The following is a 25,934-nucleotide window of genomic DNA, read 5'->3' as shown; positions in this document are numbered from 1 at the left end:
CCATCCGGGAGACCCCATGCTCATCACGGACGACTTCCTGCCCGTACCGGTCCCGGAAACGCTGGACGCGACCTACCTGGTGCCGATGGCTGGGCTGCCGAAGGTGGGCACGAAGACCGCGTTGCAGCAGCTCACCGGGCGGCTCGCCGAACCGGTGCACGCACTCGCCCGGCAGATGCTGGACAGTCCGCTGATGAGCGTGGACACCCGACCGATCCACGAGTTCCCCGAGCTGCCGCCGGATCTACTCACCGCCTTCGGCGCGACCGAGGCCCAGCTGTCCCGCCTGGCGGCGGCGACCCACCTGGTCGTGGTGCAGGCCGAATACCGACCCGGCTGGCCGCCAGCGCACGAGTGGGCGGCCCGGGCGGTGGCGGCGGCGGTCGCCGACACGGCCGGCGGTGACGTGGTGGATGTCTTCGGGCTCCAGTTCCTCGACCCGACGACGGCGCTGCGGTCCCTGCCGGACGAGCAGGGCCGGATCCGGCTGGTCGACTGGGTACTGGTGCCGTACTCGTCCGACGCCGACGGGCTCTGGTTCACCACCAAGGGGCTGCGCCGGTTCGGGCTGTTGGAGCTACAGGCACAGGGCGTGCCGGACCACCTGACCCGGGCTTGGGGCGCAGTGATGACCGGCACGGCGCGGCGGCTGCTGCGGGCGTGGACCGACGGCCTGGCCGGCGAGGAGTTGCCTGCGTTCGTGCAGCTACCCGTACTGGCCACGGTCACCGGAGGAGACATCGCGGTGGCATACGGCAACCCGGAGCAGCACGGGGCCACCGCCCCGGTGCTGCTTCGGCTGGAACTGGACCCGGCGACGGACCCGGAGGCGGATTCGTTCCTCACCCTGCGCCCGCCGGTCGGCTTCTCCGGGCCGGACGGCCGCTACTACGCCTCGGCCTGTGGGACCCTCTTCACCGGCATCGCACCAGACGTGCGCTACACCCGCTCCGGCGATGCGATGAGCCAGGCGGTCGCCACCGCCCGGGCCTCGCTGGGCGAGATCCGCGCCCGCTTCCTCGCCGGGGCCCTACCACCGGAGACGCAGCTGGTGGTGAAGTACGGACTTCCCGGCGAGGACGGCCCCGAGTACGTGTGGGCCGGGGTGACCTCCTGGCCGACACCAGCGCAGATCGAGGGCGCCAGCGCCAGCGACGCCCACACAGATCCGGCCGTACGGATCGGCTCCGCGGTGGTCGTGGAGGCGACCGACGTGGTCGACTGGGCGGTCCTGGACGGCACCGGGGTCCGTGAGGGCGGCTGGACCCAGGCCGTCCTGGATGCCGGCGAACGCCCCGCCCCGCCGGTCTGACCCGCCCGCCACCTCGCCGGTCGGCAGGGGTGGCGCGGGCGCTGACCGATGGCGAGCTACCGAACCGAGGGGTTGACGAACGGCGGGCGGACCAGGCTCACCGCTGCCCGGCGTCCCCGGATATCGACCTCGAGCTCGGCCCCGTCGGCCAGGGCCGGCTCGGTGTCGATCAGGGCCAGGGCGATGCCCTGCTTCCGAGTCGGGCTGAAGGTGCCGCTGGTGACCGTGCCGACCGCCGCCTCACCGTGGTAGACGACCATGCCGGGACGCGGGATGGCCCGATCGACCGCCACCAGACCGCGCAACCGGCGCCGGGGGCCGGCGGCCTTCTCCGCGAGCAGCGCCGCGCGTCCCCAGAAGGCGGGCTTATCCCAGCCGACCGCCCAGCCGGAACGGCCCTGCACCGGGGTGATCTCCAGCGACAGGTCCTGTCCGTGCAGTGGGTAGCCCATCTCGGTACGCAGGGTGTCCCGGGCGGCCAGGCCGCACGCCTGCAGCTGCTCATCGGCGGCGAAGAGCGCGTCCCAGACTCCGCCAGCCGCCGCGGCGGGCAGGATCAGCTCATAGCCCAGTTCGCCGGTGTAGCCGGTGCGGCACACGGTCACACTGGCCCCGGCCAGCGTGCCCTCCGCGAAGCTCATGTAGCCGTGCTCTGTGGGCAGGCCCAGCGCGCCGAGCAGGTCGGCCGAGCGCGGACCCTGCACCGCGAGGATCGCGTACGCCTCGTGCTCGTCACTGATCGTGACCGTTGGTGGCGCGGCGGCCCGCAGCCGGCGCACCACCTCGGCGGTGTTCGCGGCGTTGGGGATCAGGAAGACGTGGTCGTCGGCGTACAGGTAGGCGATGATGTCGTCCACCACACCACCGGTGGCATCGTCGCAGCAGAGGGTGTACTGCGCCTGGCCCGGCCCAATCCGGGCCAGGTCGTTGCTGAGACAGGCGTTGACGAACTCCGCCGCCCCCGCGCCGGTGACCCGCACCTTGCCCAGGTGCGACACGTCGAATACGCCCACCGCGTCCCGGACCGCCGAGTGCTCCTTGCGCACCCCGCCCCCGGCGTACTCGAGCGGCATCTCCCACCCGCCGAAGAGGGCAAACTTGGCGCCGGCAGCGACGTGCCGGTCGTGCAACGGAGAGTGGCGCAGCCGGGTTTCGGCGGAGCCGGAGGTCACGTCGGTCATGGGTGGCAACTTACCGGCACCACCCCGGCTGGTTAGCATCGGCGGGACCCGCCGACACCACTGGCGGGACAGCCCTGGTCGACGGCGGGTACGGTCCGCCGGAGACCTTCATCGCTGGTACGTGACGACGCGACCAGCCCGGCCCGCCCGGAGTAGCTTCAGTGACATCGCCCACCATTTCCCTCCGCCTCGTCGACACCGACCCCGCCGAGCTCGCCGTTGACGCGATCGTCATCGGCGTGCACAGCCAGCCCGGAGAGCCGGCCGGCGGCCTCGTCGGCACCCTGCTGCTGGCCAGCGGCGCGGAGAGCATCGCCGCGGCTTTCGATGGAAAACTGACCGAGACGCTGGCGTTGCTCGGCGCAACCGGAGGCCCGGGCGAGGTGATCAAGATCGCCACGCTCGGCACGGTTACCGCTCCGGTGATCGCCGCGGTGGGTCTCGGACCGGAGCCGACCGGCGCCGCCCCCACCCCGGAGACCCTGCGCCGGGCGGCCGGTGCCGCGGTGCGGGCGCTGGCCGGCTCGGCCCGAGTCGCGCTGGCCCTACCGCTGCCGGATGACGCCGACGCGCCGGCCGCGCTGCGCGCGGTCGCCGAGGGGGGCCTGCTGGGCGGCTACCGGTTCGCCGGCTACAAGACCCGCCCGCAGCCGGCCCGGCGGGAGCCCGTCGCGGAGGTGCTGGTCGCGGTCCCGGACGCGGGTGACGCCACCGCTACGGCCGAGGTTGCCCGGGCGCAGGCGGTGGCCAACGCGGTCCGCTCCTCCCGGGACTGGGTCAACGCCGCCCCCAACGAGCTGCGCCCGCCGGCCTTCGCCGACTCGGTGGCGACCGCCGCCCGCGCCGCCGGGATGGAGGTGGAGGTGCTCGACGAGGTCGCCCTGCGCGAGGGCGGCTACGGGGGCATCACCGCCGTCGGGCAGGGGTCGCAGGCCCCGCCGCGGCTGGTGCGGATCAGCTACACCCCGGCCGGCGGCGGCAACGGCAAGCGGGTCGCTCTGGTCGGCAAGGGCATCACCTTCGACAGCGGCGGCGTCTCGATCAAGCCGTCGCAGGGTATGTGGGAGATGAAGGCCGACATGGCCGGGGCCGGCGCCGTCGCCGCCGCGATGCTGGCGGTCGCGGAGCTTGCGCCCGCGGTGTCGGTGACCGCGTACGTGCCGATGGCGGAGAACATGCCCTCCGGTACGGCGTACCGGCCGGGCGACGTCATCACGATGTTTGACGGCAAGCGCGTCGAGGTGCTCAACACCGACGCCGAGGGGCGGATGATCCTCGCCGACGCGATCGCCCGGGCCTGCGCGGACGGCTGCGACTACCTGCTGGAGACCTCCACCCTCACCGGCGGCCAGGTGGTCGCGTTGGGCAAGAGGGTCGCCGGGGTGATGGGCACGCCGGAGCTGTGCGAGCGGGTGCGGACCGCCGGCGAGGCGGTCGGCGAGCCGACCTGGCCGATGCCGCTGCCGGAGGACGTGCGCAAGGGCATGGACTCCGAGGTCGCCGACATCTCCCAGGTCAACGCGGGGATGGACCGGGCGGGTCACATGCTCCAGGGCGGTGTGTTCCTGCGTGAGTTCGTCACCGAGGAGGTCGCCTGGGCGCACATCGACATCGCCGGCCCCGGCTACCACTCGGGTGAGCCGACGGGCTACTGGACCAAGGGCGGCACCGGGGTGCCCGTCCGTACCCTGCTGCACCTGATCGAGGACATCGCCAGCCAGGGCTGACGTGTCAGCAGGGGCCCTCGTCCCGCCGGGCGGGTACGAGGGCCCCTGCGCACCACCCGCCGAGTCGGTGCGGGTTCAGAACAACTCGGGGCGACGCTTGCGGCGTTCGTTGTAGTCCCGCATCCGCTGCGGGTAGCCCATCAGGCTCACGTCGTAGACCGGGATGCCCAGCCGGTGGGCGAAGCGTCGCGCGCCGTCCGGGCCGTCGATCCGGCGGCGAGTCCACTCGCCGTCGTCGGCGATCAGCATGACCGTGGTCTCGGTCATGGTCGTCCGGGGCTCGATGTACGCCTCGACTCCCCGCCGAGTCCGCACGAAGTTCTCCAGGTGGCCCAGATCGCCCCGGTCAACGCCGCGATCCTGACTGACCGGACGCGCCTTCTTCCGTCGGAACAGTCCCACCGGCCGTCTCCCCACACCCGCACCATCGAAGCTGATGCCAAGGGTACGTGTCTCGGACGTGTCGTTGGGCACCTCGTTACCCGTGCCGGGCGCGGTGGTGACAAGATGACCGAGGTGGGGTGTGTCCGCATTACCCCACCGTGACCCCCCGATGCAGCCAGGCGACCTGGGAGTTGGACGTGAGCGAGCCGAACGAGACCTTCGACATCGTCATCCTCGGAGGTGGCAGCGGTGGCTACGCAGCGGCGCTGCGCGCCGCCGAGCTGGGCCTCTCCGTTGCGTTGGTCGAGAAGGGCAAGCTCGGCGGCACCTGCCTGCACAACGGCTGCATCCCGACCAAGGCGTTGCTGCACGCCGCCGAGGTCGCCGACCAGACCCGCGAGTCGGAGCAGTTCGGCGTCAAGGCCGAGCTGGTCGGTATCGACATGGCGGCGGTCAACTCGTACAAGGACGGGGTGGTCGCCCGGCTGTACAAGGGCCTGCAGGGCATGCTGCGCGGCGCGAAGAACATCACCATCGTGGCCGGCGCTGGCCGGCTGGTCGCGCCGAACACCGTCGAGGTCGACGGGAAGCGGTACACCGGCCGTAACATCATCCTGGCCTCCGGTTCGTACGCGAAGAGCCTGCCCGGCCTGGAGGTCGACGGTGAGCGGATCATCACGAGCGACCACGCGCTGGTGATGGACCGGGTCCCCGCGTCGGTGATCGTGCTCGGTGGCGGCGTCATCGGGGTGGAGTTCGCCAGCGTGTGGAAGTCCTTCGGAGCGGACGTCACGATCATTGAGGCGCTGCCCCGGCTGGTCGCCGCCGAGGACGCGGAGTCGTCGAAGGCGCTGGAGCGGGCCTTCCGGAAGCGGAAGATCAACTTCAAGGTCGGCAAGCCGTTCGAGAAGGTCGAGAAGACCGACAGCGGCGTCCGCGTGACCATCGCCGGCGGCGAGACCGTCGAGGCCGAGCTGCTGCTGGTCGCGGTCGGTCGGGGCCCGAACACCACCGGCCTCGGCTACGAGGAGCAGGGCGTCCGGATGGACCGAGGCTACGTGCTGACCGACGAGCGGCAGCGCACGAGCGTGCCGAACGTCTACGCGGTCGGCGACATCGTGCCCGGCCTCCAGCTGGCACACCGCGGCTTCCAGCAGGGCATCTTCGTCGCCGAGGAGATCGCCGGAGAGAACCCGGCCGTCATTGACGAGGCCGGCATTCCTCGGGTCACCTACTCTGACCCCGAGCTGGCGTCGGTGGGCCTGACCGAGGCGAAGGCCAAGGAGCAGTACGGCGCCGACAAGATCAAGACCTACAACTACAACCTGGGCGGCAACGGCAAGAGCCAGATCCTCAAGACGTCCGGCTTCGTCAAGCTGGTCCGGGTCGAGGACGGCCCCGTCGTTGGCTTGCACATGGTGGGTGCTCGGGTCGGTGAACTGATCGGTGAGGCCCAGCTCATCTATAACTGGGAGGCGTACCCCGCCGAGGTGGCGCAGCTCGTACACGCCCACCCGACCCAGAGTGAGGCGCTGGGTGAGGCACACCTGGCCCTCGCCGGCAAGCCGCTGCACGCGCACGCCTGACACGACAACCACGGCGTCCGGCGACGGACGACGATCCCATCAGGGGAATGAAGGAGTCTGGAGAAAATGCCGGTATCGGTCACCATGCCCCGGCTCGGTGAGAGCGTCACCGAGGGCACCGTCACGCGCTGGCTCAAGCAGGAGGGCGACACCGTCGAGGTTGACGAGCCGCTGCTCGAGGTGTCGACCGACAAGGTGGACACCGAGATCCCGTCCCCCGCGGCCGGTGTGCTGACCCGCATCGTGGTCGGCGAGGACGAGACCGCCGAGGTCGGCAGCGAGCTGGCGACGATCGGCGATGAGGCGTCGGGCGACAGCGGGGCGACGGGCGGCGGCGAGGCCGAGCCGCGGCAGTCGGCGCCCGAGCCGACCGCCGCCGCCGAGGGCACCGGCCCGGAGCCGGAGCAGAAGCAGCCGGCTCCCGCGCCCTCCGGCGAGGGCAACTCGTCGGGCGACGGCAGCCCGGTGACGATGCCGGCCCTCGGCGAGAGTGTCACCGAGGGCACGGTCACCCGCTGGCTCAAGCAGGTCGGCGACACCGTCGAGGTTGACGAGCCGCTGCTCGAGGTGTCGACCGACAAGGTGGACACCGAGATCCCCTCGCCGGTCGCCGGGACCGTCCTGGAGATCACCGTGGCGGAGGACGAAACCGCCGATGTCGGCGCGACGCTGGCGATCGTCGGCACCGCCGGTGCGGCGGCGAAGCCGGAGCCGGAGCCGGAGCCGGCGCCCAAGCCCGAGGCGAAGCCGGCACCCAAGCCGGAGCCGAAGCCCGAGCCGAAGGTCACCGAGCCGACCCCGGGCGCCTCCTACAACGAGCCGGCGGCCGAAGCCGAGAGCGCCGCCGATCCGGCGAAGGCGGAGCGGGCCTCCACCCCGTCCGCGCCCGCCCCCCGGCCGGCGACGACCGGTGGCACGGAGAACGCCGGCTACGTCACCCCGCTGGTCCGCAAGCTCGCCGGCGAGCACGGGGTTGATCTCGCCACGGTCAACGGCACCGGCGTGGGTGGCCGGATCCGCAAGCAGGACGTGCTCGACGCGGCCGAGCAGGCCCGCGCCGCCAAGGCGGCTCCGGCCCCGGCGGCGCAGCCCGCCGCCCCCGCGGCGAAGCCGGCGGCCCGGCCCGCGCCCAGCAGCAAGCGGGGCAGCACCGAGAAGCTGCCGCGGATCCGTACGACCATCGCGAAGCGGATGCACGAGTCGCTGCACGAGATGGCGCAGCTCACCACCGTGGTCGAGGTCGACGTGACCCGGATCGCCAAGCTGCGGGCGCGGGCGAAGGACTCCTTCCAGCAGCGGCACGGCGTGAAGCTCTCCTTCCTGCCGTTCTTCGCCCTGGCGGCCGTCGAGGCGTTGCAGGCGTTCCCGATCGTCAACGCCCAGATGGACCTGGGGGCCGGGACGATCACCTACCCGGAGGCGGAGCACCTCGGCGTCGCCGTGGACACCGAGCGGGGCCTGATGGTGCCGGTCATCCACAACGCCGGCGACCTCAACCTGGGCGGTATCGCCAAGCGGGTCGCCGACCTGGCGGAGCGCACCCGGACCAACAAGATCAGCCCGGATGAGCTCGCTGGCGCGACGTTCACGTTGACCAACACCGGCAGCCGGGGCGCCCTCTTCGACACCCCGATCGTGCCGTCGCCGCAGTCGGCGATGCTCGGCACGGGTGCCGTGGTCAAGCGTCCGGTCGTGGTCAACGATCCGGAGCTGGGCGAGGTCGTGGCCGTCCGGTCGATGATCTACCTGGCCCTGTCGTACGACCACCGACTGATCGACGGCGCCGACGCGGCCCGTTTCCTTGGCGCGGTCAAGGAACGGCTGGAGGCCGGCAACTTCGAGGCCGAACTGGGCCGGTAACACCCGACCCGACGACGGTGGGCTGCCCGGTGATCCGGGCAGCCCACCGTCGTCTCACGGGTCCGGCTGCTCGGCGACGCACGGATATGGTCGGCGAAGCGTGGACAGGTCACGAGCGACACTAGCCACTGCTGTCACCCTCCGGCGGTTCTGCGACGAACACGCCGACTCCCTGCACGCCTTCTACCAAGCCTTCGGTACGCAACGCAAAGATGGCCTGACGCACGACGATGGCGGAGACTCCGTGCTCCTCGCAGAGTTGCCGTGTTGATGGGAGTTTGTCTCCCGGGGCGAGCTCACCGGACGCAACCTGCTCACGGATGTGGTCAACGAGCTTCGCCCACTTGGGTTTGGCGGGCATCTTAATCTCCCTGGTCTGCACCGCCATTTGATCACGCATCTACTTGTAATTGCAACCAATGCCCACCGATGCCTTGCTTTATATAAGCGCCTATGTGATGCCGAGTCTCGGCCGGCTCCCTGGTCTGCAACCCGGGCTGGTCACTCCGTGAAACGCGCCCGCCCGGCCGCCCATCCCCCCGGAGGTCGGTCGGGCGCCACGCCCTGCCCGAGCCTCCGACGCAGAGAAGGACCTCAGGCCCCGGGAGCGTTTCCGGGCGTCAACCGTCCCGGTCCGGACCCTCCGCGCGCCGGCCCTCCGGTGCCGCGACCCGAGAGGAGACGCCATGCCACGAGCCATACCCCGACCGGCCGGCGCGGAGCCGGACGCGGGTCAGCTCTTCGACCGGTTCCTCGGCTGGCACCGAAGCCGGATGTCCGGCCCCGACCCACCGGCGAACCTGACGAACGGCGGTGGGTGCCGCGCCGAACACCTCGCCAACGAGGTACGGAGCGAATAGTCGTTTCGATATGCTACGCATGTGTGGTCCCGACGCATCCGTGCCCTGGAATGGCTTCGGCAACGGGATCCGGACTACTGCGTCATCCGCCATGCAACCCGGGTGACCCTCGTCGCCTGCCTCCTCTTCTATGGCCTCCGGTACGGCCTGAACAGCACGACCATGGCCAGGTACGCGCTCTTCGGCATCATCGCCACCGGCATCTTCACCCAGCTGCCGGGCGGGCCGGCGCAACGGGCCCGGACGCTGCTCGCTGCCCTACCGGTCATCTGGGTCCTGATCGCCATCGGGACCGTCCTGGCGGTGAGCACCTGGGCCGCCACGATCGGCATGCTCGTGATCGGGTTCGCCGTGGCGTTCGCCGGTGTCGGCGGACCTCGCCTGATCGGCCTCGTCAGCGCGTTTCAGATCTTCTACATCCTGGCCAGCTTTCCCCCGTACCAGCCCGACACCCTGCCGCAACGGCTGGCCGGAGTGACGCTCGCCGTCGTTCTGATAGCGGCAGCCGAGGTGTGGCTCTGGCCCGGGCCGGCGCCGGCAACCAGCGCGCAGCGCCTGGGCTGGGCCGCGCGGAGTATCGCCTCGTTCGTCGCCGCGCTCGCGGACCTACTGGCCGGGCGGCCGTCCGCGGGCGAAGCGGCCCGACGGCGCCGGGCCACGGCAGCCGACGCGGTCACGCAGACCCAGATGTGGCGGCTGCCGCCGTCCGAACGGGCATCGTCGGCGAGCCGGCGAGACCACGCGCTGCGGGACGCGGCTACCGACCTACACCAGATATTTCGGCACGCCGACTGGCTCCTGCAGGCCCACCCGACGACCACCGACATGGGCGCGGCGAGGTCCCTACGGAACTGTGCGGCATCCCTGCGCCACTCCGGCGACGCGCTGTTGGACACGGAGCGGGTGTCCCCCGACCGGGCCGTTTCCAGGGAGCACCAACAGCCGGACGGCGAACGCTCAGCCACTACCGATCAGCTCCGCGTGGCCATGATCGTCCGGTCGCTGGCCCGGCACACGGACTTCGTCGCGACTGCCGTCCGAATCGCCGGAGGACACTCTGACACCACCGGCCAACCGGGAGGACACAGCTTCTGGTATCTGGGGCGGAGCACCCCGTCGCTGTACTGGCAACGGCTGCGGGTACACCTCACCCCACGCTCCGTGTTCTTCCAGCAGGCCCTGCGACTCGCCGTCGCTCTGGCCGCCGCCCGGTTCATCGCCGGTGCGCTAAATCTGGAGCACGGCTTCTGGGTGCTCCTGGCCACCCTCAGCCTCCTGCGGACCTCCGCGGCGGAGACGTGGACCACGTTCCGCCGGGCCCTGGCGGGCACCCTCGTCGGCGCCGCCGCCGGGGCACTGTTGCTGCTGGCCTCTCCCGGGCAGGAGACGTACGCGGTGATCCTGCCCCTGGCACTGGGGCTGGCCCTGTGGGTGGGTCCGCTACTCGGGCTCGCCTGGGCGCAGGCGCTTCTCACGCTGGTGCTGATCGCCGCCTTCGCTCAGCTCACCCCGACGGACTGGCATCTGGCCGGTGTCCGACTGCTGGACGTCCTGATCGGCGCGGCGATCGGCCTCGTCGCCGGCGTACTCATGTGGCCGAAGGGTGGCGGTGGTGAGCTCCGCCGGTACACGGCGGCCTATCTCGACGCGGGCGCCGAGGCGATCGAGGAGACTGTCCTGAAGGTGGCGGGACGAGCCCGGGGCCAGCAGGCGCTTGCGGCGGCACACCGGGCGCAGGTCCTCACCGACGCGTCGTTCTGCCAGTACCACCTGGAGCACACCGCTCCGCGCCCCACCGACGTGGACTGGGAGGCAGCCCTGTCCGCGGGGCATCGCATCGTCCGCGGTGCGGAGCGACTCGCCACCGGCGACCAGGACGGGATGCTGGCGCACCGGTGGCCCGGGCCCACCGGCCAGCTCGTACGCCGGGCTCAACGGCTGCGCTCCGACTACGCCGACCTGGCCGGCCGCCTGGCGCGGGGTCGCCTGCACGGTGCGGCTCCCGTCGCGCAACCAACGACGGGTGTCGTCGACCAGGTCCACGAGATCATTCAGGGTGACAACCGACGGGCCGACGTCCTGCACCTGATCGAGGTCGACCACTGGCTGGCCGACCTCGGTCGAAACCTCAACCGAATTCCCGCGCCGGCCCAGCAGGGCCAGCACAGCCAGGGGCACGGTCCACCCGAACCGTCGGGCAGCTAGCACGGACGCCCGTGGTGGTCGTAGGAACGAATCGTCGCCGCCGGCGACCGCGGCCGTCCCGCTGCCGGTAGACCTCGGCCGAATCGGTCAGGTGACCAACTCCACGCATCTATTGGTCACCCGTGTCCGAGAATATGGGCATGCGGATTCTGATGGCCGGCGCGTCCGGCTTCCTCGGCACCCGGCTTGCCGACCGACTCAGCGCGGACGGGCACCACGTGACCCGGCTGGTCCGCCGGCTGCCGCACGGCGCCGACGAACGACAGTGGAACCCGACCGCGGCCCAGCTCGACCCGGCGGTGGTGGCGGAGGCTGACGCCGTGGTCAACCTGGCCGGTGCGGGGGTCGGTGACCGCCGGTGGAACGACGAGTACCGGCGGGTCATCCGCTCCAGTCGGGTGGACACCACCACCACACTGGCCATCACGATCGCCGGGCTGCCGGCCGCCGACCGCCCGAAGGTGCTGGTCAACTCGTCGGCGGTGGGGTGGTACGGCAACACCGGCGACCGGGCCGTCGACGAGGAGGCGGCAGCCGGCGAGGGCTTCCTGGCCGATGTCTGCCGGGCGTGGGAGGCCGCGACCCGGCCGGCCGAGGACGCCGGGGTACGCGTGGTCCGGCTGCGGACCGGGTTACCGCTGCACCGCGAGGGCGGGCTACTCAAGCCGCAGTTGCTGCCGTTCCGGCTCGGCATCGCGGGCCGGTTGGGCAGCGGCCGGCAGTGGCTGCCCTGGATCGCGATGGTGGACTGGCTGGACGCCGCCGCCCTCGCCATCGACCGTGCCGAGCTCACCGGCCCGGTCAACGCGGTCGGGCCAGCACCGGTGACCAACGCCGAGTTCACCCGGGAACTGGCCCGGCAGCTGCACCGTCCGGCGATCATCCCGATCCCGGCGCTGGCGCTCAAGGTGGCGCTCGGTGGCTTCGCCCAGGAGGCGCTGACCAGCGCTCGGGTCCTACCGGGGGCGCTGACCCGAGCGGGGTTCACCTACCGTCACCCGGATCTGGCCAGCGCCCTGCACGCCGCACTGGCGGCGGAACCGGACCGATGAACGGTGAGCCGGTGCGGGGCGCGGTGACAGCGGCAGCAGCAGCGGCCGGCTTTAACGAACTCTTCCGCGCAGGTCTGACCGGCGCGTCCGGCTCCGGTTGGTAACGTCCGCTCCGTGTCGACCTCGCCGTCCGTGTCCACGCCGAACCCGCCCGCCCGCGTTCGCAGCAACCGCCGGGCAGATCTGCTCGTGGCGCTCATCGCGCTCGCCCTCGCGGTCTGGGTGACCAGCGGGCTCTGGCGAGACCCAAACGGTCGCACAGTCATGGTCAACTCCAGCGACCAGGCCCTGTTCGAATGGCTACTGGCCTTCGGCGGGCACTCCCTCACCCACGGGCAGAACCCGCTCTTCACCTACATGATCAACGTTCCGGACGGGGTCAACCTCGCGGTCAACACGTCGATCACCGTGTACGCGGCGCTCTTCGCGCCCCTGACGTACCTGATCGGGCCGCCGGCCACCTTCCTGGTGATCCTCACGCTCAACCTCGCCGCCACCGCGATCGCCTGGTACTGGCTGCTCAACCGCCAGTTCGCCCGCAGCCCGCTCGCCGCCGGGCTGGGTGGCCTCTTCATCGGCTTCTCCCCCGGCATGGTCTCGCACGCCAACGCCCACCTGAACTGGACCGCCGGCTGGTTGGTGCCGCTGCTGATCTGGCGCGTCTTCGCGCTACGCCGGAGCGGGCACCGGGTCCGTGACGGCGTCATCCTCGGTGTGCTGGTCGCGGTGGCGTTCTCCATCGCCGCCGAAGGGCTCTTCTTCACCGCGATCGCCCTCGGCCTCTTCCTCGCCGTCTGGGCGCTGCATCCGGCCAGCCGCGCCGAGACGCGCGCGGTGCTGCCGGGCTTCCTCGGCGGGCTCGCGGTAACCGCGCTGGTGGCGGGGGTGCTGCTGGCGTACCCGCTGTGGCTGCACTTCGCCGGCCCACAACGCTTCGACGGCACCGGCTTCGACGCGGTGATCCACTCCGAGAACATCGCCGCGTACGGCGCGTACCCTCGGCGCTCGATCGCCGGCGAGGTCGGGCTCCGGACCGGCCTCGCCCCGAACCCCACCGAGGAGAACTCGTTCTTCGGGCTACCGCTGCTGCTGCTCAGCATCGCCGGCTTCGTGCTGCTGTGGCGGCGCGTCCAGCAGGCCCCCCAACGGGCCACACTCTGGGCACTCGGGGCGGTCGCGGTGGTCTTCACCGTACTGTCATTCGGGCCGCAGGCCAGGTTCGCCGGCCGCGACTTCGACCTGCCGATGCCCTTCGACCTGTTGGCTCACCTACCGGTGGTGAACGCCGCGCTGCCCGCCCGGTTGGCGCTGGTCGTGGCGCCGGTGATCGGGGTGCTGCTCGCGTACACGGTGGATGCGCTCCGGGCCGAACCACCGCGCTCCCGGCCAGCCCGCCTCGCCTGGCTGGCGGCGTTCGCCGTGGCGCTGGTTCCGCTGACGCCGACCCCGCTGATCACCATCGAGCGGGAGCCGATCCCGCGCTTCTTCACCTCCGGCACCTGGCGGGACTACGTCTCACCGGGCGGGGTCCTCACGCCGATCCCGCTGGCCGTGGATGTGTACCCGGACGGGCAGCGGTGGCAGGCGCACGTTCTCGCGGACCGGCAGGGCGAGTTCCGGATCCCGGCCGGGTTCTTCCTCGGCCCGGGCGGTCCGGACGGGCGCGGCCGGATCGGTCCGGTGCCCCGGCCACTGAGCGCCATCCTCGACGAGGCCGCCCGCCTGGGTGTGGTGCCGCTCGTCACCGAGGGCACTCGGGCCGATGTCGAAGCCGACCTGCGGCACTGGCAGATCGAGACGGTGGTGCTCCCGGACCAGGTGCACGGGGCGAAGTGGGCCGTCGATGAGGAGGCGCTCCTGCAGACCGCCACCGAGCTGTTCGGTGAGCCGAAGCGCGTCGAGGACGTCTGGGTCTGGCGGATCCCGCCCGGCTGAGCCGCGAGGCGGGGTACCGGTGAGTCGGATCACGAGCCGAGGTGACCGGCGGGTACGGGACTAGGCTGGTCCCGTGAGCACGACTACCCCGGACCTGACCATTGTCCGCGCCGGCCTTCTCGACTATGAGGCCGCGTGGGAGGAGCAGCGCCGGCTGCACGAATCGGTGATCACCGACGGGGGTGGCGACGCGGTGCTGCTGTTGGAGCACCCCAGCGTCTACACCGCGGGCAAACGCACCGAGCCGTGGGACCGACCGATGGACGGCACGCCGGTCATCGACGTTGACCGGGGCGGCAAAATCACCTGGCATGGTCCGGGCCAGCTCGTCGGCTATCCGATCCTGCGCCTGCCCAACCCGGTCGACGTCGTCGCGTACGTGCGCCGGGTCGAGCAGATGCTGATCGATGTCTGTGCCGAATTCGGGCTGACGGCCGGCCGGATCGAGGGGCGGAGCGGGGTCTGGGTGCCGGCGGATGACCGCGGGCCCGCGCGCAAGGTCGCCGCCATCGGCATCCGCGTCGCCCGCGGAGTCACCCTGCACGGCTTCTCGCTGAACTGTGACTGCGACCTGACGTACTACAACCGGATCGTGCCGTGCGGCATCAGCGACGCCGGGGTGACCTCGCTCGCCGCCGAGTTGGGCCGGCCGGTGACCGTGGCGGACGCCCTGCCGGTGGTCGAGCGGCACCTACCCACCCTCATCGAGCCCTGAGCCACCGCGATCCACCGGGCACGGCGGGTGAATGATCCGCAGCACAGCTCCTCAACCCCACGGCGGCGCGGCGCCACGGTGTCCGGAGTCACCGCACCAACGGCGTGATGCCCGTCGCCCAACGTGCATCGACGGTGGGCGACGGGCGTAGGCTCGACTTCGTGACGATCGAGCACTCCGCGCCGATGACCGGTCAGGCAGCGCGTACCGCGACGCCCGCTCCCGAGGGGCGGCGCCTCCTGCGGATCGAGGCGCGCAACGCTGAGACGCCGATCGAGCGGAAGCCACCGTGGATCAAGGTCAAGGCCAAGATGGGCCCGGAGTACACCCAGCTGCGCGGGCTCGTCACGCGGGAGGGGTTGCACACCGTCTGTCAGGAAGCCGGCTGTCCGAACATTTACGAATGCTGGGAGGACCGGGAGGCCACCTTCCTCATCGGCGGTGACCAGTGCACCCGCCGCTGCGACTTCTGCCAGATCGACACCGGCAAGCCGGCCGAGTTCGACGCCGACGAGCCGCGCCGCGTCGGCGAGTCGGTGGTCTCGATGGGGCTGCGCTACGCGACCATCACCGGAGTCGCCCGCGATGACCTCCCCGACGGCGGCGCCTGGCTCTACGCGGAGACCGTCCGGCAGATTCACGCCCTCCGGCCGGGCTGCGGTGTCGAGCTGTTGATTCCCGACTTCAACGCCGTCCCCGAGCAGCTCGCCGAGGTCTTCGGAGCCCGGCCGGAGGTGCTCGGACACAACGTCGAGACGGTGCCGCGGATCTTCAAGCGGATCCGGCCGGCGTTCCGCTACGAGCGGTCCCTGGACGTGATCCGGCAGGCCCGCGCGGCCGGCCTGGTCACCAAGAGCAACCTGATCCTCGGCATGGGCGAAGAGCGCGCCGAGATCTCCCAAGCCCTCCGGGACCTACACGAGGCGGGCTGCGAGCTGATCACCATCACGCAGTATCTGCGCCCCTCCCCCCGCCACCACCCCGTCGAACGCTGGGTCAAGCCGGAGGAGTTCATCGAGCTCCAGAAGGAGGCCGAGGAGATCGGTTACGCCGGCGTGATGAGCGGCCCACTGGTCCGCTCGTCGTACCGCGCCGGCCGCCTCTACCGGCAGGCCCTCGCGGCCCGTGGCGACGCCCCGATCGACGTCGTCAGCTGACCGGCTCCCGGGGCGGCTGCGCGCCTGCTCGGGCCGCCAGGCGACTCCCGGATCCGGTCAATGACCCAGCCGTCGCAGCCGGTCGGCCACCTGATCACCGCAAGCCCGGGCCATTGTGGCTCGACGGGTAGGCCGGCCTGAACTCCCACGTGGCAGCTTCCACGATTCGGCGCCGCCACCGGCATTCGGCCGAAGGTCACCCCATCAGGTGACGCCAACCTGGAACACATAACCTAAAGTCGGACAAATGCCATGATCCGCACATGGCCATTGATGCCGGCGAGCGGCACCCGGTCACATTGCCGGTCGCCGGCCGGCCCCGACTGCCCACCATGCTCGCCGGCACGGCTCTCGTCGCCGGCGTGGGCTACCGCCTCCTCCTGCTGCTGACCGACACGCCCCCCACAAACAGCGACGAGGCGACGATGGGGCTCGCCGCCCTGCATATCGGGCAGGGGCAGGAATTTCCGATCTGGTTCTACGGCCAGGCGTACATGGGGACGCTGGAGGCGTACCTGGCGGCACCGCTGGTCGCGCTCACCGGCCCGTCAACGCTGGCGTTACGTCTCCCCACCCTGGCCCTGTACGCCGTCTTCGCCCTCCTGGCCTGGCGGCTCACGCTCCGCCTCACCGGGGACCACTGGTACGCGCTCCTGGTCACCGTGGTGCTCGCGTACGGGTCCGACCGAATCGTGAAGAACCAGCTGATCGCCGGAGGCGGGTACCCGGAGATGAACGCCGCCGGGGTGGCGCTCGCACTACTCGCGTACGACCTGACGGCCCGCCAGCAGGGCTACCGGGCGGCCCGCTGGACCGGATGGGGGTTCCTCGCCGGGCTGATGGCCTGGGTGGATCCCCTGGTCCTGCCGTACGTGATCGGCACCGGGGTGGTGCTGCTGGCGTTCCGGTGGCGGGAGCTATGGGGACGGGCTGGCGCGCTACTCGGCGTCGGCGCACTGGTCGGGGCGGCACCGCTGTTGCTGGACAGCTTCGTCACGGAACGTAGCCCGTTGACCGCGGTGCTCGCCGCCAGCGGCGCCGGGGAGTCGACCAGTTGGGCGCAGCGGCTGTACGGAGGGCTGGTGCTCGGCCCGGCGCTGGGCATGGGCTTCTGCTCCCCCAGCGCCTGTGCGCGTTGGCAGCTCTGGTGGTCCGTCGCCCTGCCGCTACTCGTGCTCGCCGCCGCCGTGATCGCGTGGCGGCAGCTCCGGGGATACCGACGGGCCACGTCCGCCCCGAACGGCCGCCCTCCGCTCACCGACGCGACGGCGGCGGCTCTCTCCCTCGCCCTGGTCGCGGCGGCGGTGGTGACGCTGGCCAGTTTTGCGACCAGCAGCGCCGCCGGACGCAGCCCGGTGGAGAGCTCCCGCTATCTGTCCTGCCTGCTCATCTCCGTACCGGTGCTGCTCTGGCCGGCGTGGCGCGCGGCCCGACGGCGGTCGCCAGGACCACCGGGTCCGGCTCGCGCCGCCGCGATCGGGGTGCTCGCCGGGACGTTGGCGACCACTGCTGTCGGCACCGGGGCAACGATCGCCACCGTACCTGCCTACCGGGCCGATCAGGCCCAGCACGCCGAGTTGGTGGCGACCCTGCGGGCGCTGGACGTGCGGCATGTGTACGGCGGCTACTGGACCTGCAATCGCCTCACCTTCGCCAGTGCGGAGGAGATCGTTTGCGCCGTCGTGAACGACGATCTGAGTCCGGGCCACGACCGCTACCCGGCCTACCGACGGGCGGTCGCCGCCGCCGCCAGCCCCACCTGGGTCGCACCAGCCGGTTCGCCGCTGGCTGCCCGCCTGCACGAGCAGGTGCGCGGTGGTGCCCTCACGCTGCACCACATCCCCGGCTGGCACCTCTTCCTTTCTCGCGAGTGAAGCCACATCGCATCGACCTTCGCCCCTCGAGCCCCGGGTGCCTACGCTGATCCTCCACGCGAATCCGATATGCCCTAGAATAAGCCGGCCGCAGAATCGGCCAGCGGCACCCGAACGACTCGCTTCCGCCCGAGTCCGTCAACGTTAGGGCTAAGGAACGAGCCTAGTCATCTTCACCCGGCAACAGCCGGCGTCTCCGCATCCGCGCAGCACCAAAGCCACAGGTCAGCGGCCGGCATTCCGGCCGCTGACCCGATAGCAAAGAATTCACCTATTGACATACACGTAATCCCCAGGAACTCTGGTGCTGCAGCCGATCACACGATCGTGATCGAGGGACGAAGGCCCCGGAGGGCAGATTTAGCGAAGCCAGAAGAACCACACGTAGCGCTGCTCCCTGCCCAATCAACAGGAAATAAGGAGATCAGTGGCCATCGGCAGCGCCGCCAACGGATACCGCCCGGTGGGCAGCCCTACAAGCCAGACCAGCACACCCTCAGCCGAAGCCGCCGAGGACCCTTCAAGCGAGGCAGTTGAGTTCATCTCGGCCTACTATGAAGAGCGGAAGATGCCGCGCGTTGCCGACCGCATCGCCGCCATTCTCGGCGAGATCACCGCCACCGGCACCTACTGGCAGACACCAGACGAGCTGGCCTACGGCGCGAAAGTAGCATGGCGGCAGTCGGTACGGTGCATTGGCCGAGTCCGCTGGGCTGGCCTCAAGGTCCGGGACCGACGCACGGTTACCACCACTGCTGGAATCTCCAGCGAATTGGCCGAGCACCTCCGGGTAGCCGACAACGGGGGACGAATTCGCTCCGTCCTCACCGTGTTCGCCGCCGATCACCCCCGCACCGGACCACGCGCACGCATCTGGAACGACCAACTCATCCGATACGGCGGGTGGCAGCTGAATGACGAAGTAGTCGGCGATCCAGCCCAGCTGGAGATGACCAGTGCGGCAGTAAAGCTTGGCTGGCAGCCACCCTCCACCCCCGGCAGGTTCGACCTACTTCCCTGGGTCGTCGAGACTGCGACCGAGGAACCCACACTTGTGGACCCTCCGCGTCACCTGGTACGAGAAGTAGCGCTGACCCACCCCGGTCACGCCTGGTTCGCAGACCTTCAGCTGCGGTGGCACGCACTCCCGGTGATCGCGAACATGCGCTTACGCATCGGCGGCGTGAACTACAGCTGCGCTCCGTTCAACGGGCACTATCTCGGCGATGAGATCGGCACTCGTAACATGTGCGACGCCAACCGGTACAACCAGCTCCGGCCCGTCGCCGCCGGGCTAGGTCTCGACACCGAGGACGAGTCCTCGCTCTGGCGAGAGCATGCCGCGCTACTCATTAATCAAGCTGTACTTCACAGCTTTCGCGCCGCCGGCGTCCGAATCTCCGTTCCGAACAACGAGTCGGAAATGTTCATGCGCTTCTGCGAAGGTGAAGAGCGGGCAGGACGACCCGTCTATGGCGACTGGTCGTGGATCAATGGCTCGGTCGGGTGGGCCGCCCTCCACGCCGTGCACCATCGCTACTACGACACCCGGATACCCAACCCCAACTTTTGGCCGGCGCCGCGTGCACCATTCTTCTCGGAACCGAACCTACGCGAGCGCCACACTGCATCTCGGCAGGAGGGCTAAAGGGTGGATGTTGCCGCACTACGGTGGAGCTGGAATCGAGTCGCCGCGGCTGGCCCAAGGGCAGCGAGACACTTCTACGCAACACTGTTCGTGATCGCCCCGGAAACCCGTACCATGTTTCCCACCAACATGCAGTATCAGGAGGACAAGCTCCTCGCCGCACTCGGACACATCATTACGAACATTGATAACAGCGATGCGCTCGCCGCGTTCGCGCACCACCTGGGAGCCGATCATCGCCGGTTCTACGGACTCGACGTGGAGGGGCGACCGGTGCCACTGGCGGAGCGCCACTACATCTGGGTCGGCCAGGCCCTTCTGGCAACGCTGGCGGACTTCGTCGGATCCGAGTGGACCCCGAGCCTCCGGGCCGACTGGGCCGCAGCATACGAATTCGTTGCCAAGTTGATGCTCACCGGCGCCGCCGCCTCGGAGCAGCTGATGCCCCCGTCCTGGCAGGCTGAGGTGATCGGTGTGGAGCGACGCCGCTCCGATGTCTGCGTACTCACCGTCCGTCCGAACTACCTCTGCACCTATCTGCCCGGACAATCCCTACCCACGCAAGTACCCACCCTGCGCACCTGGCGGTACCTTTCGCCGGCCAATGCACCCCGCCCCGACGGGACGCTCGAGTTCCATGTTCGCGCGGCGGGTCGGTTCTCGACCCACCTGGTCCGACGGGTCGCCGTTGGCGAAGTTCTCCGATTAGGACATCCCACCGGGACAGCGCTGTCGGCGTACAACCGTGCGCCGCACCGGCCGCTTCTCCTGATCGCCGGTGGCACCGGGGTAGCGCCGCTGCGCGCGATTCTGGAAGAACTCCAGCAGGGCAGCGGCCGACCCACCACCCTGGTAGTAGGGGGTAAGTCCCCCGATGACCTATATGATCATCAGGCACTCTTGAAGCTAGCCGCGTCGGCACCAGCCATGAACGCCACAGCCAACAGCTTTACGCCCTGGCTACGCTACGTGCCAACCGTAGAGATCGGATGGGACTGGGACGGCGAGGTAGGCCGGGCGGCCGACACCGCCCTGCGTATCGGCCCCTCGAAGGACGCCGATGTTCTCGTCTGTGGATCACCCACAATGACGCGGGCAACGATTGCCGCCCTCAATGCTAACGGCATCGATTCCGACCGCCTACTGGTGGAAAGATTCGACCACTCCGTCTATCCGCTCCTAGCTTCAGCCGACACACCGACAGCCACCTCGACCTAGGCAGCCGATGACCAGCGACGATACCCCCCCCCCCCGCGCAGGACGCTGATCAACCACAACCAGGCGAAGTCACCCAACGCCTCAAACTGCTGACGACCCGCCGCTTCCGCCGCGAGTGGTGGCACTCAGCCACCGAGGTGGCGGCAGTGACTCGATTCGCCGATGACCAGATCACGCTGTTGCGTGGCGAAATGGAACGCAGAGGGCGCGAGATTCGCAGCCTCCTCAACCAGATCGAGATGCTCCGCCACGGATCCCTGCCAAGCACCGCACCACAGGGCGCGGACCCAGTTGCTGTCGCGTTGACCATGCGTGTACAGGAAGAGGCCAATCGCACGATCAGTGATGCCAACGAGGAGGGCACGGAGATCCTCGCCGAGGCACGACGCCAGGCGGAGGACATCCTCACCCTCGCCCACCAGCAGGCCAGTCGAGCCACCTCTCACCATGGCTCCCGGGTCGCTGAACTCGAGCAAAAAATCAAGGACCTACAAGCAAGGCATCAGGCAATGGTTGACGCTACCTGGAATGCACACCAAAACCTTTCCCAGTGGCAGTCGCGGCTTTCTGACCAGGCGGAGCAGTTGCGGACCAGCGCACAGGCCCTCGGGGCGGTCAGTGACAATATGGAACAAACCACCAAGGAGCAGTAAGAACGGATTCGTAATGGCGCCGCCACTCGACGCCCTGGGTGCAACACTGGTGGAGTGCCAGGAGGCGGTGATCAGCCGCCCGCGCCAGCCGCTGAGAAACGCACCAGGTTCCGTCGGCCGGCAGTCGCGGCCCCGGGAAGGCTGCAGGTGGGACCCGGACAGCGGCCGATGCCGGCCGCCAAGCAGCGAGAGATTCGCCGCCCACTAGACTCGAGGGCATGGCAAAGCCCCAGGAGAAGGTCTCGTTCGGCCAACGGCTGAAGCAGATCGGGATGGTGTTTCGGTTCACCGCCAAGCAGGACCGGTGGTTCGCGCCCCTGGCCTTCGCCGCGGTGGTCATTCCACTCGCCCTGACCGTGGTGGCGTTCTTCGTGTGGGGCTGGCTCTGGATCCCGCTGGGCATCCTGTTGACGCTGCTCTCCCTGCTGATCGTGCTCAACCTGCGCTCCAACCGGGCGATGATGAACGCCGCTGAGGGTCAGCCGGGCGCGGCCACGCAGATCATCGAGAACATGCGCGGCGACTGGCGGGTCACCCCGGCAGTGAGCTCGACCACGCAGATGGACATGGTGCACCTGGTCATCGGCCGTTCGGGAGTGATCCTGCTGGCTGAGGGGAACCCACAGCGGGTGCGCAGCCTGCTCGGCCAGGAGAAGCGTCGGTTGGCCAAGGTGATCGGCTCGGCGCCGCTCTACGACTATGTGATCGGCCAGGAGGAGGGCGAGTTGCCGGTCCGCAAGCTGCGGATGACGCTGATGCGGTTGCCGCGCAAGCTCACTGGCCGGGATGTCAACGCGCTGGACAAGCGACTCAAGGCGCTCAGTGCCCGGCCACAGCTACCCAAGGGCGCCATCCCGAAGAACATGCGTCCCCCGAAGGGCGCCTTCCGCCAGGCCCGCGGTCGCTAACCTGCGGCAACCGCGGCGCAGCGTCCGCTGATCCCGAGCCGGGTCAGCGGACGACGGGGGTGACGACCGAGCCCGCCGCGCGGTCATGCAGGCCACGGCGGTCGGCATCCATGATCAGGGCAGGTATCACGAGCGCGAGCATGCCGCCGCGGAGCAACGCGCGGAGCACCCCGAGCCGACCACCGCTGGTCCAGTCGACACAGCGGATCCGGGTGAGGTACATCCCGGGGGTCTGGGCGAAGAGACCGATGAAGAAGCCGTACTCGGCGACGAGCACGAGCACCGGGGCCCACCCGTCGTGGACCGGATCGGCGAAGATACTGGCAACCAGTACGCAGAGCACCCAGTCGATCACCAAAGCACCGAAACGTGGGCCGAGGCCCCGGCTGGCGGAGACGCGGGAACGGGGCGGTACGGGCTGGTCAGCCGAGGTCGTCACAGCGCCCAAGGGTAGTCAGTGCCGCAGACGACTACTCGCCGACCTGCATCACAAAAAGGGACCAAGCGTCGCAAGTTTCACTACACTGGCACACTGACCCCTCCCGGGAGCACCAGGACCGACCGCTCCCGGCAGCGAAGGCTTGTGGTGCCCCGGCAGGGGACGTAACACGGCAGAAACATTGAAGACATGGCCGGGCAACCGCCCGGCCATAGCGTCGCCAGCAGCCTAACCACTTCAGTGGACGAGCCAGGAGGACGAGTGTTCGCCAATCCCGAGGAACTCCTGCGTTACCTCAAGAACGAGGACGTGAAGTTCGTCGACGTACGTTTCTGTGATCTGCCCGGCGTGATGCAGCACTTCAACCTGCCCGCCGAGTCGGTTGACGATGAGCTCCTCACCGACGGCCTCGCATTCGACGGGTCGTCCATCCGCGGTTTCCAGGCGATCCACGAGTCGGACATGCTCCTACTCCCGGACGTCGCCACCGCGTTTATCGACCCCTTCCGCGCGCAGAAGACCCTCGCGCTCAACTTCTTCATCCACGACCCGTTCACCCGCGAGGCCTACTCCCGCGACCCCCGGAACGTGGCGAAGAAGGCCGAGGCCTACCTGGCGGCCAGCGGCATCGCCGACACCGCCTACTTCGGCGCGGAGGCCGAGTTCTACATCTTCGACTCGATCCGCCACGAGACCTCGGCGCACCAGTCGTACTACTACATCGACTCGGTCGAAGGCTGGTGGAACACCGGCCGCGACGAGGAGGGTGGCAACCGCGGCTACAAGACCGCGTACAAGGGCGGCTACTTCCCGGTGCCGCCGGTTGACCACTACGCCGACCTCCGCGACAAGATCGTCCGTCGGCTGATCGACGCCGGCTACACCGTGGAGCGCTCGCACCACGAGGTCGGCACCGCCGGCCAGGCTGAGATCAACTACAAGTTCTCGACCCTGCTGCACGCCGCGGACCAGCTCCAGCTCTTCAAGTACATCGTGAAGAACGAGACCTGGGTCAACGGCAAGACCGCCACCTTCATGCCGAAGCCGCTCTTCGGTGACAACGGTTCGGGCATGCACACCCACCAGAGCCTGTGGTTGAACGGTGATCCGCTCTTCTACGACGAGACCGGCTACGCCGGCCTCTCCGACACCGCGCGCTGGTACATCGGCGGCCTGCTGCAGCACGCACCGTCGCTGCTGGCCTTCACCAACCCGACGGTGAACTCGTACCGCCGGCTGGTGCCGGGCTTCGAGGCGCCGGTCAACCTGGTCTACTCGCAGCGCAACCGCTCCGCCTGCACCCGCATCCCGGTCACCGGGAGCAACCCGAAGGCCAAGCGGGTCGAGTTCCGCGTGCCGGACCCGTCGGCCAACGTCTACCTGGCCTTCTCAGCGATGCTGATGGCCGGCCTCGACGGCATCAAGAACAAGACCGAGCCGCCGAATCCGATCGACAAGGATCTGTACGACCTGCCGCCGGAGGAGTGGGGCGATGTCAAGCAGGTGCCGGGCTCACTGCCGGCGGTGCTCGACTCCCTCGAGGCCGACCACGACTACCTGCTCGACGGCGGCGTCTTCACGCCGGACCTGATCTCCACCTGGATCGACTGGAAGCGGACCAACGAGGTCGACCCGGTGCGACTGCGCCCGACCCCGCACGAGTTCGCGATGTACTTCGACTGCTGAGACCCTGCAGCGACCGGCCGACCCGAGACCGCCACCACCGCGGTACCCCCCACACGGCAGCCACCACCACCAACCCGGTCATCACCAGAGCCCCCGGAGCCTTCACCAGCCGGGCCAGGTTGGTGCCGTCCGGCAACGTGAGAAAGGTCGCCGCCGCGCAGGGCAGCACGAACCAGGTCGTCCGCGTCGCGGCCACCGCGAGCAGGACCAACGGCCAGGTCGCATACCAGGGGTGGAAGACGGGTGCGAGCACCACCGTGGCGACCAGCGCCACACCGGCACCGAGCAGAGCCACCCGGGGCCGAGCCGCCTCCAGGCGGATCACCCGCCGCCGGACGTCATTCAGCGCGCGCAGCGCCGCCCAGGCCCGCCACCACAGCACCGCCAGGACCAACACCAGCAACGCCAACGCCAACGCCCGGACCACCGGCACCGCCACGGGACTCCCGCCAAAGAACTCACTGGCGTAGTCCAGGACCATGCCGACCGCCGTGGGTGGCGATGTCCACTGCTCCAGGTCGCCGCTGCGGCGCAACCCGCTCACCCAGCCCAGGCCGAGGCCGGAGAGCACCGACACACCCCCCAAGGCGATCAGAGTGCCCATGGCCAGCCAGCCGCCATCGCGCAGCACCGACCGCACGGTGAACCGACCGAGCACCGCGGCGAGCGCCGCGAACGGCAGCACCACCACAGCGGTCGCCTTCACCCCCACCGCCAGCCCGAGCAGCGCCCCCGCCACCAACAGCGGCCACGGTCGACCCGGGAACCGCACCACCACCAGCAGGCCGAGCAGCAGCAGCCCGAGCATCACCGCGTCGTTGTGCGCGCCCGCCACCAGATGCACCCCTACCAACGGGCAAGCCAGCGCCAGCCAGGCCGCCCGCCGAGTCGGCACCCCCGCCGCCCGCGCCAACCCGAGCAGACACACCGCGACGAGCAGCACCCCGGCCACCGCGATCAGCCGCAAGACCACCACCACGCCGACCAACCCACCACCGAGCGCCACCGCCAGCGCGGCGAGCAACAGAAAGCCCGGCCCGTACGGCGCGGGAGTGTCCCGCCAGATCGGCGCGACCGCTTCCACCCAGGGACAGCCCGCCGCCGCCACCCCGACCGCGTACGGGTCGACGCCCTGCCCGTACATCCAGCCCTGGCAGGCGTACGAGTAGACATCCCGGCTACCCAGCGGCGGCGCGACGAGCAGCGGCACCGACCACAGCCCGGCAGTGCGGTACGCCCACCCGGTGGACGGCGTGCCGTGCCGCAGCACCCACCACGCACCGGTCAGCAGGCCGGTGCCGACCAGCCAGAGCAGGACGGTCAACGGACCATCGCCGGCGTGCCACACCCGCTCGAGGGTCGCACCGGGCAGCGCTCCCCCGACGTACCCGGCGACGGCCAGCAGCACCGCACCGACGAGACCGACGTAGCGAACCGTTCCCGCCCGGACCGATGGCCGCACGGCCCCACGCCGGGGCACGTCTGCGCCGGTCACCGGGGCACCCCGACAGTGGGGCGGGTCGTCGCGCCGGTC

The 25,934-nt window shown here is 70.0% G+C and carries 19 protein-coding genes and 2 pseudogenes; 16 read left to right on the top strand and 5 right to left on the bottom strand.

What is annotated here, in order from left to right; all coding sequences use genetic code 11:
- The first annotated feature begins 16 nt into the window (after window positions 1-16).
- Window positions 17-1,312, top strand: coding sequence for a hypothetical protein (locus AC1UKG_RS09650; RefSeq protein ID WP_018742917.1), 1,296 nt, complete (start codon window positions 17-19; stop codon window positions 1,310-1,312).
- A gap of 56 nt (window positions 1,313-1,368) precedes the next feature.
- Here AC1UKG_RS09650 and gcvT read toward each other — a convergent pair whose 3' ends face one another.
- Window positions 1,369-2,493 (bottom strand): glycine cleavage system aminomethyltransferase GcvT, encoded by a 1,125-nt coding sequence (gcvT, locus tag AC1UKG_RS09645; protein ID WP_475890492.1) that lies wholly within the window; start codon window positions 2,491-2,493, stop codon window positions 1,369-1,371.
- A gap of 161 nt (window positions 2,494-2,654) precedes the next feature.
- Between gcvT and AC1UKG_RS09640 the strand changes: the two genes are divergently transcribed.
- The gene (locus AC1UKG_RS09640; protein WP_018742919.1) at window positions 2,655-4,220 is read left to right on the top strand and encodes a leucyl aminopeptidase; all 1,566 of its coding nucleotides are present in this window, start codon (window positions 2,655-2,657) and stop codon (window positions 4,218-4,220) included.
- A gap of 75 nt (window positions 4,221-4,295) precedes the next feature.
- On the opposite strand, the gene AC1UKG_RS09635 is transcribed toward AC1UKG_RS09640, so the two are convergent.
- Window positions 4,296-4,622, bottom strand: a complete 327-nt coding sequence (locus tag AC1UKG_RS09635) for a hypothetical protein (RefSeq protein ID WP_018726859.1) — start codon at window positions 4,620-4,622, stop codon at window positions 4,296-4,298.
- A 140-nt stretch (window positions 4,623-4,762) separates the two neighbouring features.
- Here AC1UKG_RS09635 and lpdA point away from each other — a divergent pair, with 140 nt between their 5' ends.
- Together lpdA and sucB are read left to right on the top strand one after the other, a co-directional pair.
- A complete protein-coding gene (gene lpdA / locus AC1UKG_RS09630; protein WP_018813742.1) occupies window positions 4,763-6,190 on the top strand; it encodes a dihydrolipoyl dehydrogenase in 1,428 nt (475 codons plus the stop codon).
- Between the two features lie 66 nt (window positions 6,191-6,256).
- Complete coding sequence (gene sucB, locus AC1UKG_RS09625) at window positions 6,257-8,050, top strand: 2-oxoglutarate dehydrogenase, E2 component, dihydrolipoamide succinyltransferase (protein WP_475890491.1); 1,794 nt, start codon at window positions 6,257-6,259, stop codon at window positions 8,048-8,050.
- Window positions 8,051-8,171: 121 nt separating this feature from the next.
- On the opposite strand, the gene AC1UKG_RS09620 is transcribed toward sucB, so the two are convergent.
- Window positions 8,172-8,438, bottom strand: a complete 267-nt coding sequence (locus tag AC1UKG_RS09620) for a winged helix-turn-helix domain-containing protein (RefSeq protein WP_018223161.1) — start codon at window positions 8,436-8,438, stop codon at window positions 8,172-8,174.
- 298 nt (window positions 8,439-8,736) lie between these two features.
- Here AC1UKG_RS09620 and AC1UKG_RS09615 point away from each other — a divergent pair, with 298 nt between their 5' ends.
- The 11 genes and pseudogenes from AC1UKG_RS09615 (at window position 8,737) to AC1UKG_RS09565 (ending at window position 22,275) form a co-directional block, all read left to right on the top strand.
- Window positions 8,737-8,910, top strand: coding sequence for a hypothetical protein (locus AC1UKG_RS09615; RefSeq protein ID WP_475890490.1), 174 nt, complete (start codon window positions 8,737-8,739; stop codon window positions 8,908-8,910).
- 21 nt (window positions 8,911-8,931) lie between these two features.
- Window positions 8,932-11,115: an FUSC family protein gene (locus AC1UKG_RS09610; protein WP_482641669.1), complete on the top strand. Its 2,184-nt coding sequence runs from the start codon at window positions 8,932-8,934 to the stop codon at window positions 11,113-11,115.
- Window positions 11,116-11,255: 140 nt separating this feature from the next.
- Window positions 11,256-12,167, top strand: coding sequence for a TIGR01777 family oxidoreductase (locus AC1UKG_RS09605; protein ID WP_482641670.1), 912 nt, complete (start codon window positions 11,256-11,258; stop codon window positions 12,165-12,167).
- A 114-nt stretch (window positions 12,168-12,281) separates the two neighbouring features.
- On the top strand, window positions 12,282-14,102 hold the full coding sequence (locus AC1UKG_RS09600; RefSeq protein ID WP_482641671.1) for a DUF6311 domain-containing protein: 1,821 nt from the start codon (window positions 12,282-12,284) through the stop codon (window positions 14,100-14,102).
- A 73-nt stretch (window positions 14,103-14,175) separates the two neighbouring features.
- Window positions 14,176-14,817 carry a lipoyl(octanoyl) transferase LipB gene (gene lipB, locus AC1UKG_RS09595; RefSeq protein ID WP_482643196.1) on the top strand — a complete coding sequence of 214 codons (642 nt, stop codon included), beginning with the start codon at window positions 14,176-14,178 and terminating at the stop codon, window positions 14,815-14,817.
- 107 nt (window positions 14,818-14,924) lie between these two features.
- On the top strand, window positions 14,925-15,974 hold the full coding sequence (gene lipA, locus AC1UKG_RS09590) for a lipoyl synthase (protein ID WP_018813748.1): 1,050 nt from the start codon (window positions 14,925-14,927) through the stop codon (window positions 15,972-15,974).
- A 263-nt stretch (window positions 15,975-16,237) separates the two neighbouring features.
- Window positions 16,238-17,848: a hypothetical protein gene (locus AC1UKG_RS09585; RefSeq protein ID WP_018742928.1), complete on the top strand. Its 1,611-nt coding sequence runs from the start codon at window positions 16,238-16,240 to the stop codon at window positions 17,846-17,848.
- Window positions 17,849-18,311: 463 nt separating this feature from the next.
- Window positions 18,312-19,496, top strand: a complete 1,185-nt coding sequence (locus AC1UKG_RS09580; protein ID WP_475890495.1) for a nitric oxide synthase oxygenase — start codon at window positions 18,312-18,314, stop codon at window positions 19,494-19,496.
- Between the two features lie 3 nt (window positions 19,497-19,499).
- Window positions 19,500-20,714, top strand: coding sequence for a globin domain-containing protein (locus AC1UKG_RS09575; protein ID WP_482641672.1), 1,215 nt, complete (start codon window positions 19,500-19,502; stop codon window positions 20,712-20,714).
- A 7-nt stretch (window positions 20,715-20,721) separates the two neighbouring features.
- Window positions 20,722-21,367: pseudogene (locus AC1UKG_RS09570) on the top strand (hypothetical protein).
- A gap of 218 nt (window positions 21,368-21,585) precedes the next feature.
- Window positions 21,586-22,275 carry a DUF4191 domain-containing protein gene (locus AC1UKG_RS09565; protein ID WP_018742932.1) on the top strand — a complete coding sequence of 230 codons (690 nt, stop codon included), beginning with the start codon at window positions 21,586-21,588 and terminating at the stop codon, window positions 22,273-22,275.
- A gap of 43 nt (window positions 22,276-22,318) precedes the next feature.
- Here the strand turns inward: AC1UKG_RS09565 and AC1UKG_RS09560 are convergent, their stop codons facing one another.
- Window positions 22,319-22,714, bottom strand: coding sequence for an RDD family protein (locus AC1UKG_RS09560; protein WP_018742933.1), 396 nt, complete (start codon window positions 22,712-22,714; stop codon window positions 22,319-22,321).
- Between the two features lie 261 nt (window positions 22,715-22,975).
- Here AC1UKG_RS09560 and glnA point away from each other — a divergent pair, with 261 nt between their 5' ends.
- Window positions 22,976-24,400 (top strand): type I glutamate--ammonia ligase, encoded by a 1,425-nt coding sequence (gene glnA / locus AC1UKG_RS09555; RefSeq protein WP_018742934.1) that lies wholly within the window; start codon window positions 22,976-22,978, stop codon window positions 24,398-24,400.
- A gap of 10 nt (window positions 24,401-24,410) precedes the next feature.
- Here the strand turns inward: glnA and mptB are convergent.
- Window positions 24,411-25,895: pseudogene (gene mptB / locus AC1UKG_RS09550) on the bottom strand (polyprenol phosphomannose-dependent alpha 1,6 mannosyltransferase MptB); the annotation flags it as partial.
- Window positions 25,896-25,934: the final 39 nt, after the last annotated feature.

This window comes from Salinispora sp. CH2A1_6 (assembly GCF_056820975.1).
Note: the sequence above shows the minus strand (reverse complement) of the source record. Positions and strands in the feature narration are given on the sequence as shown.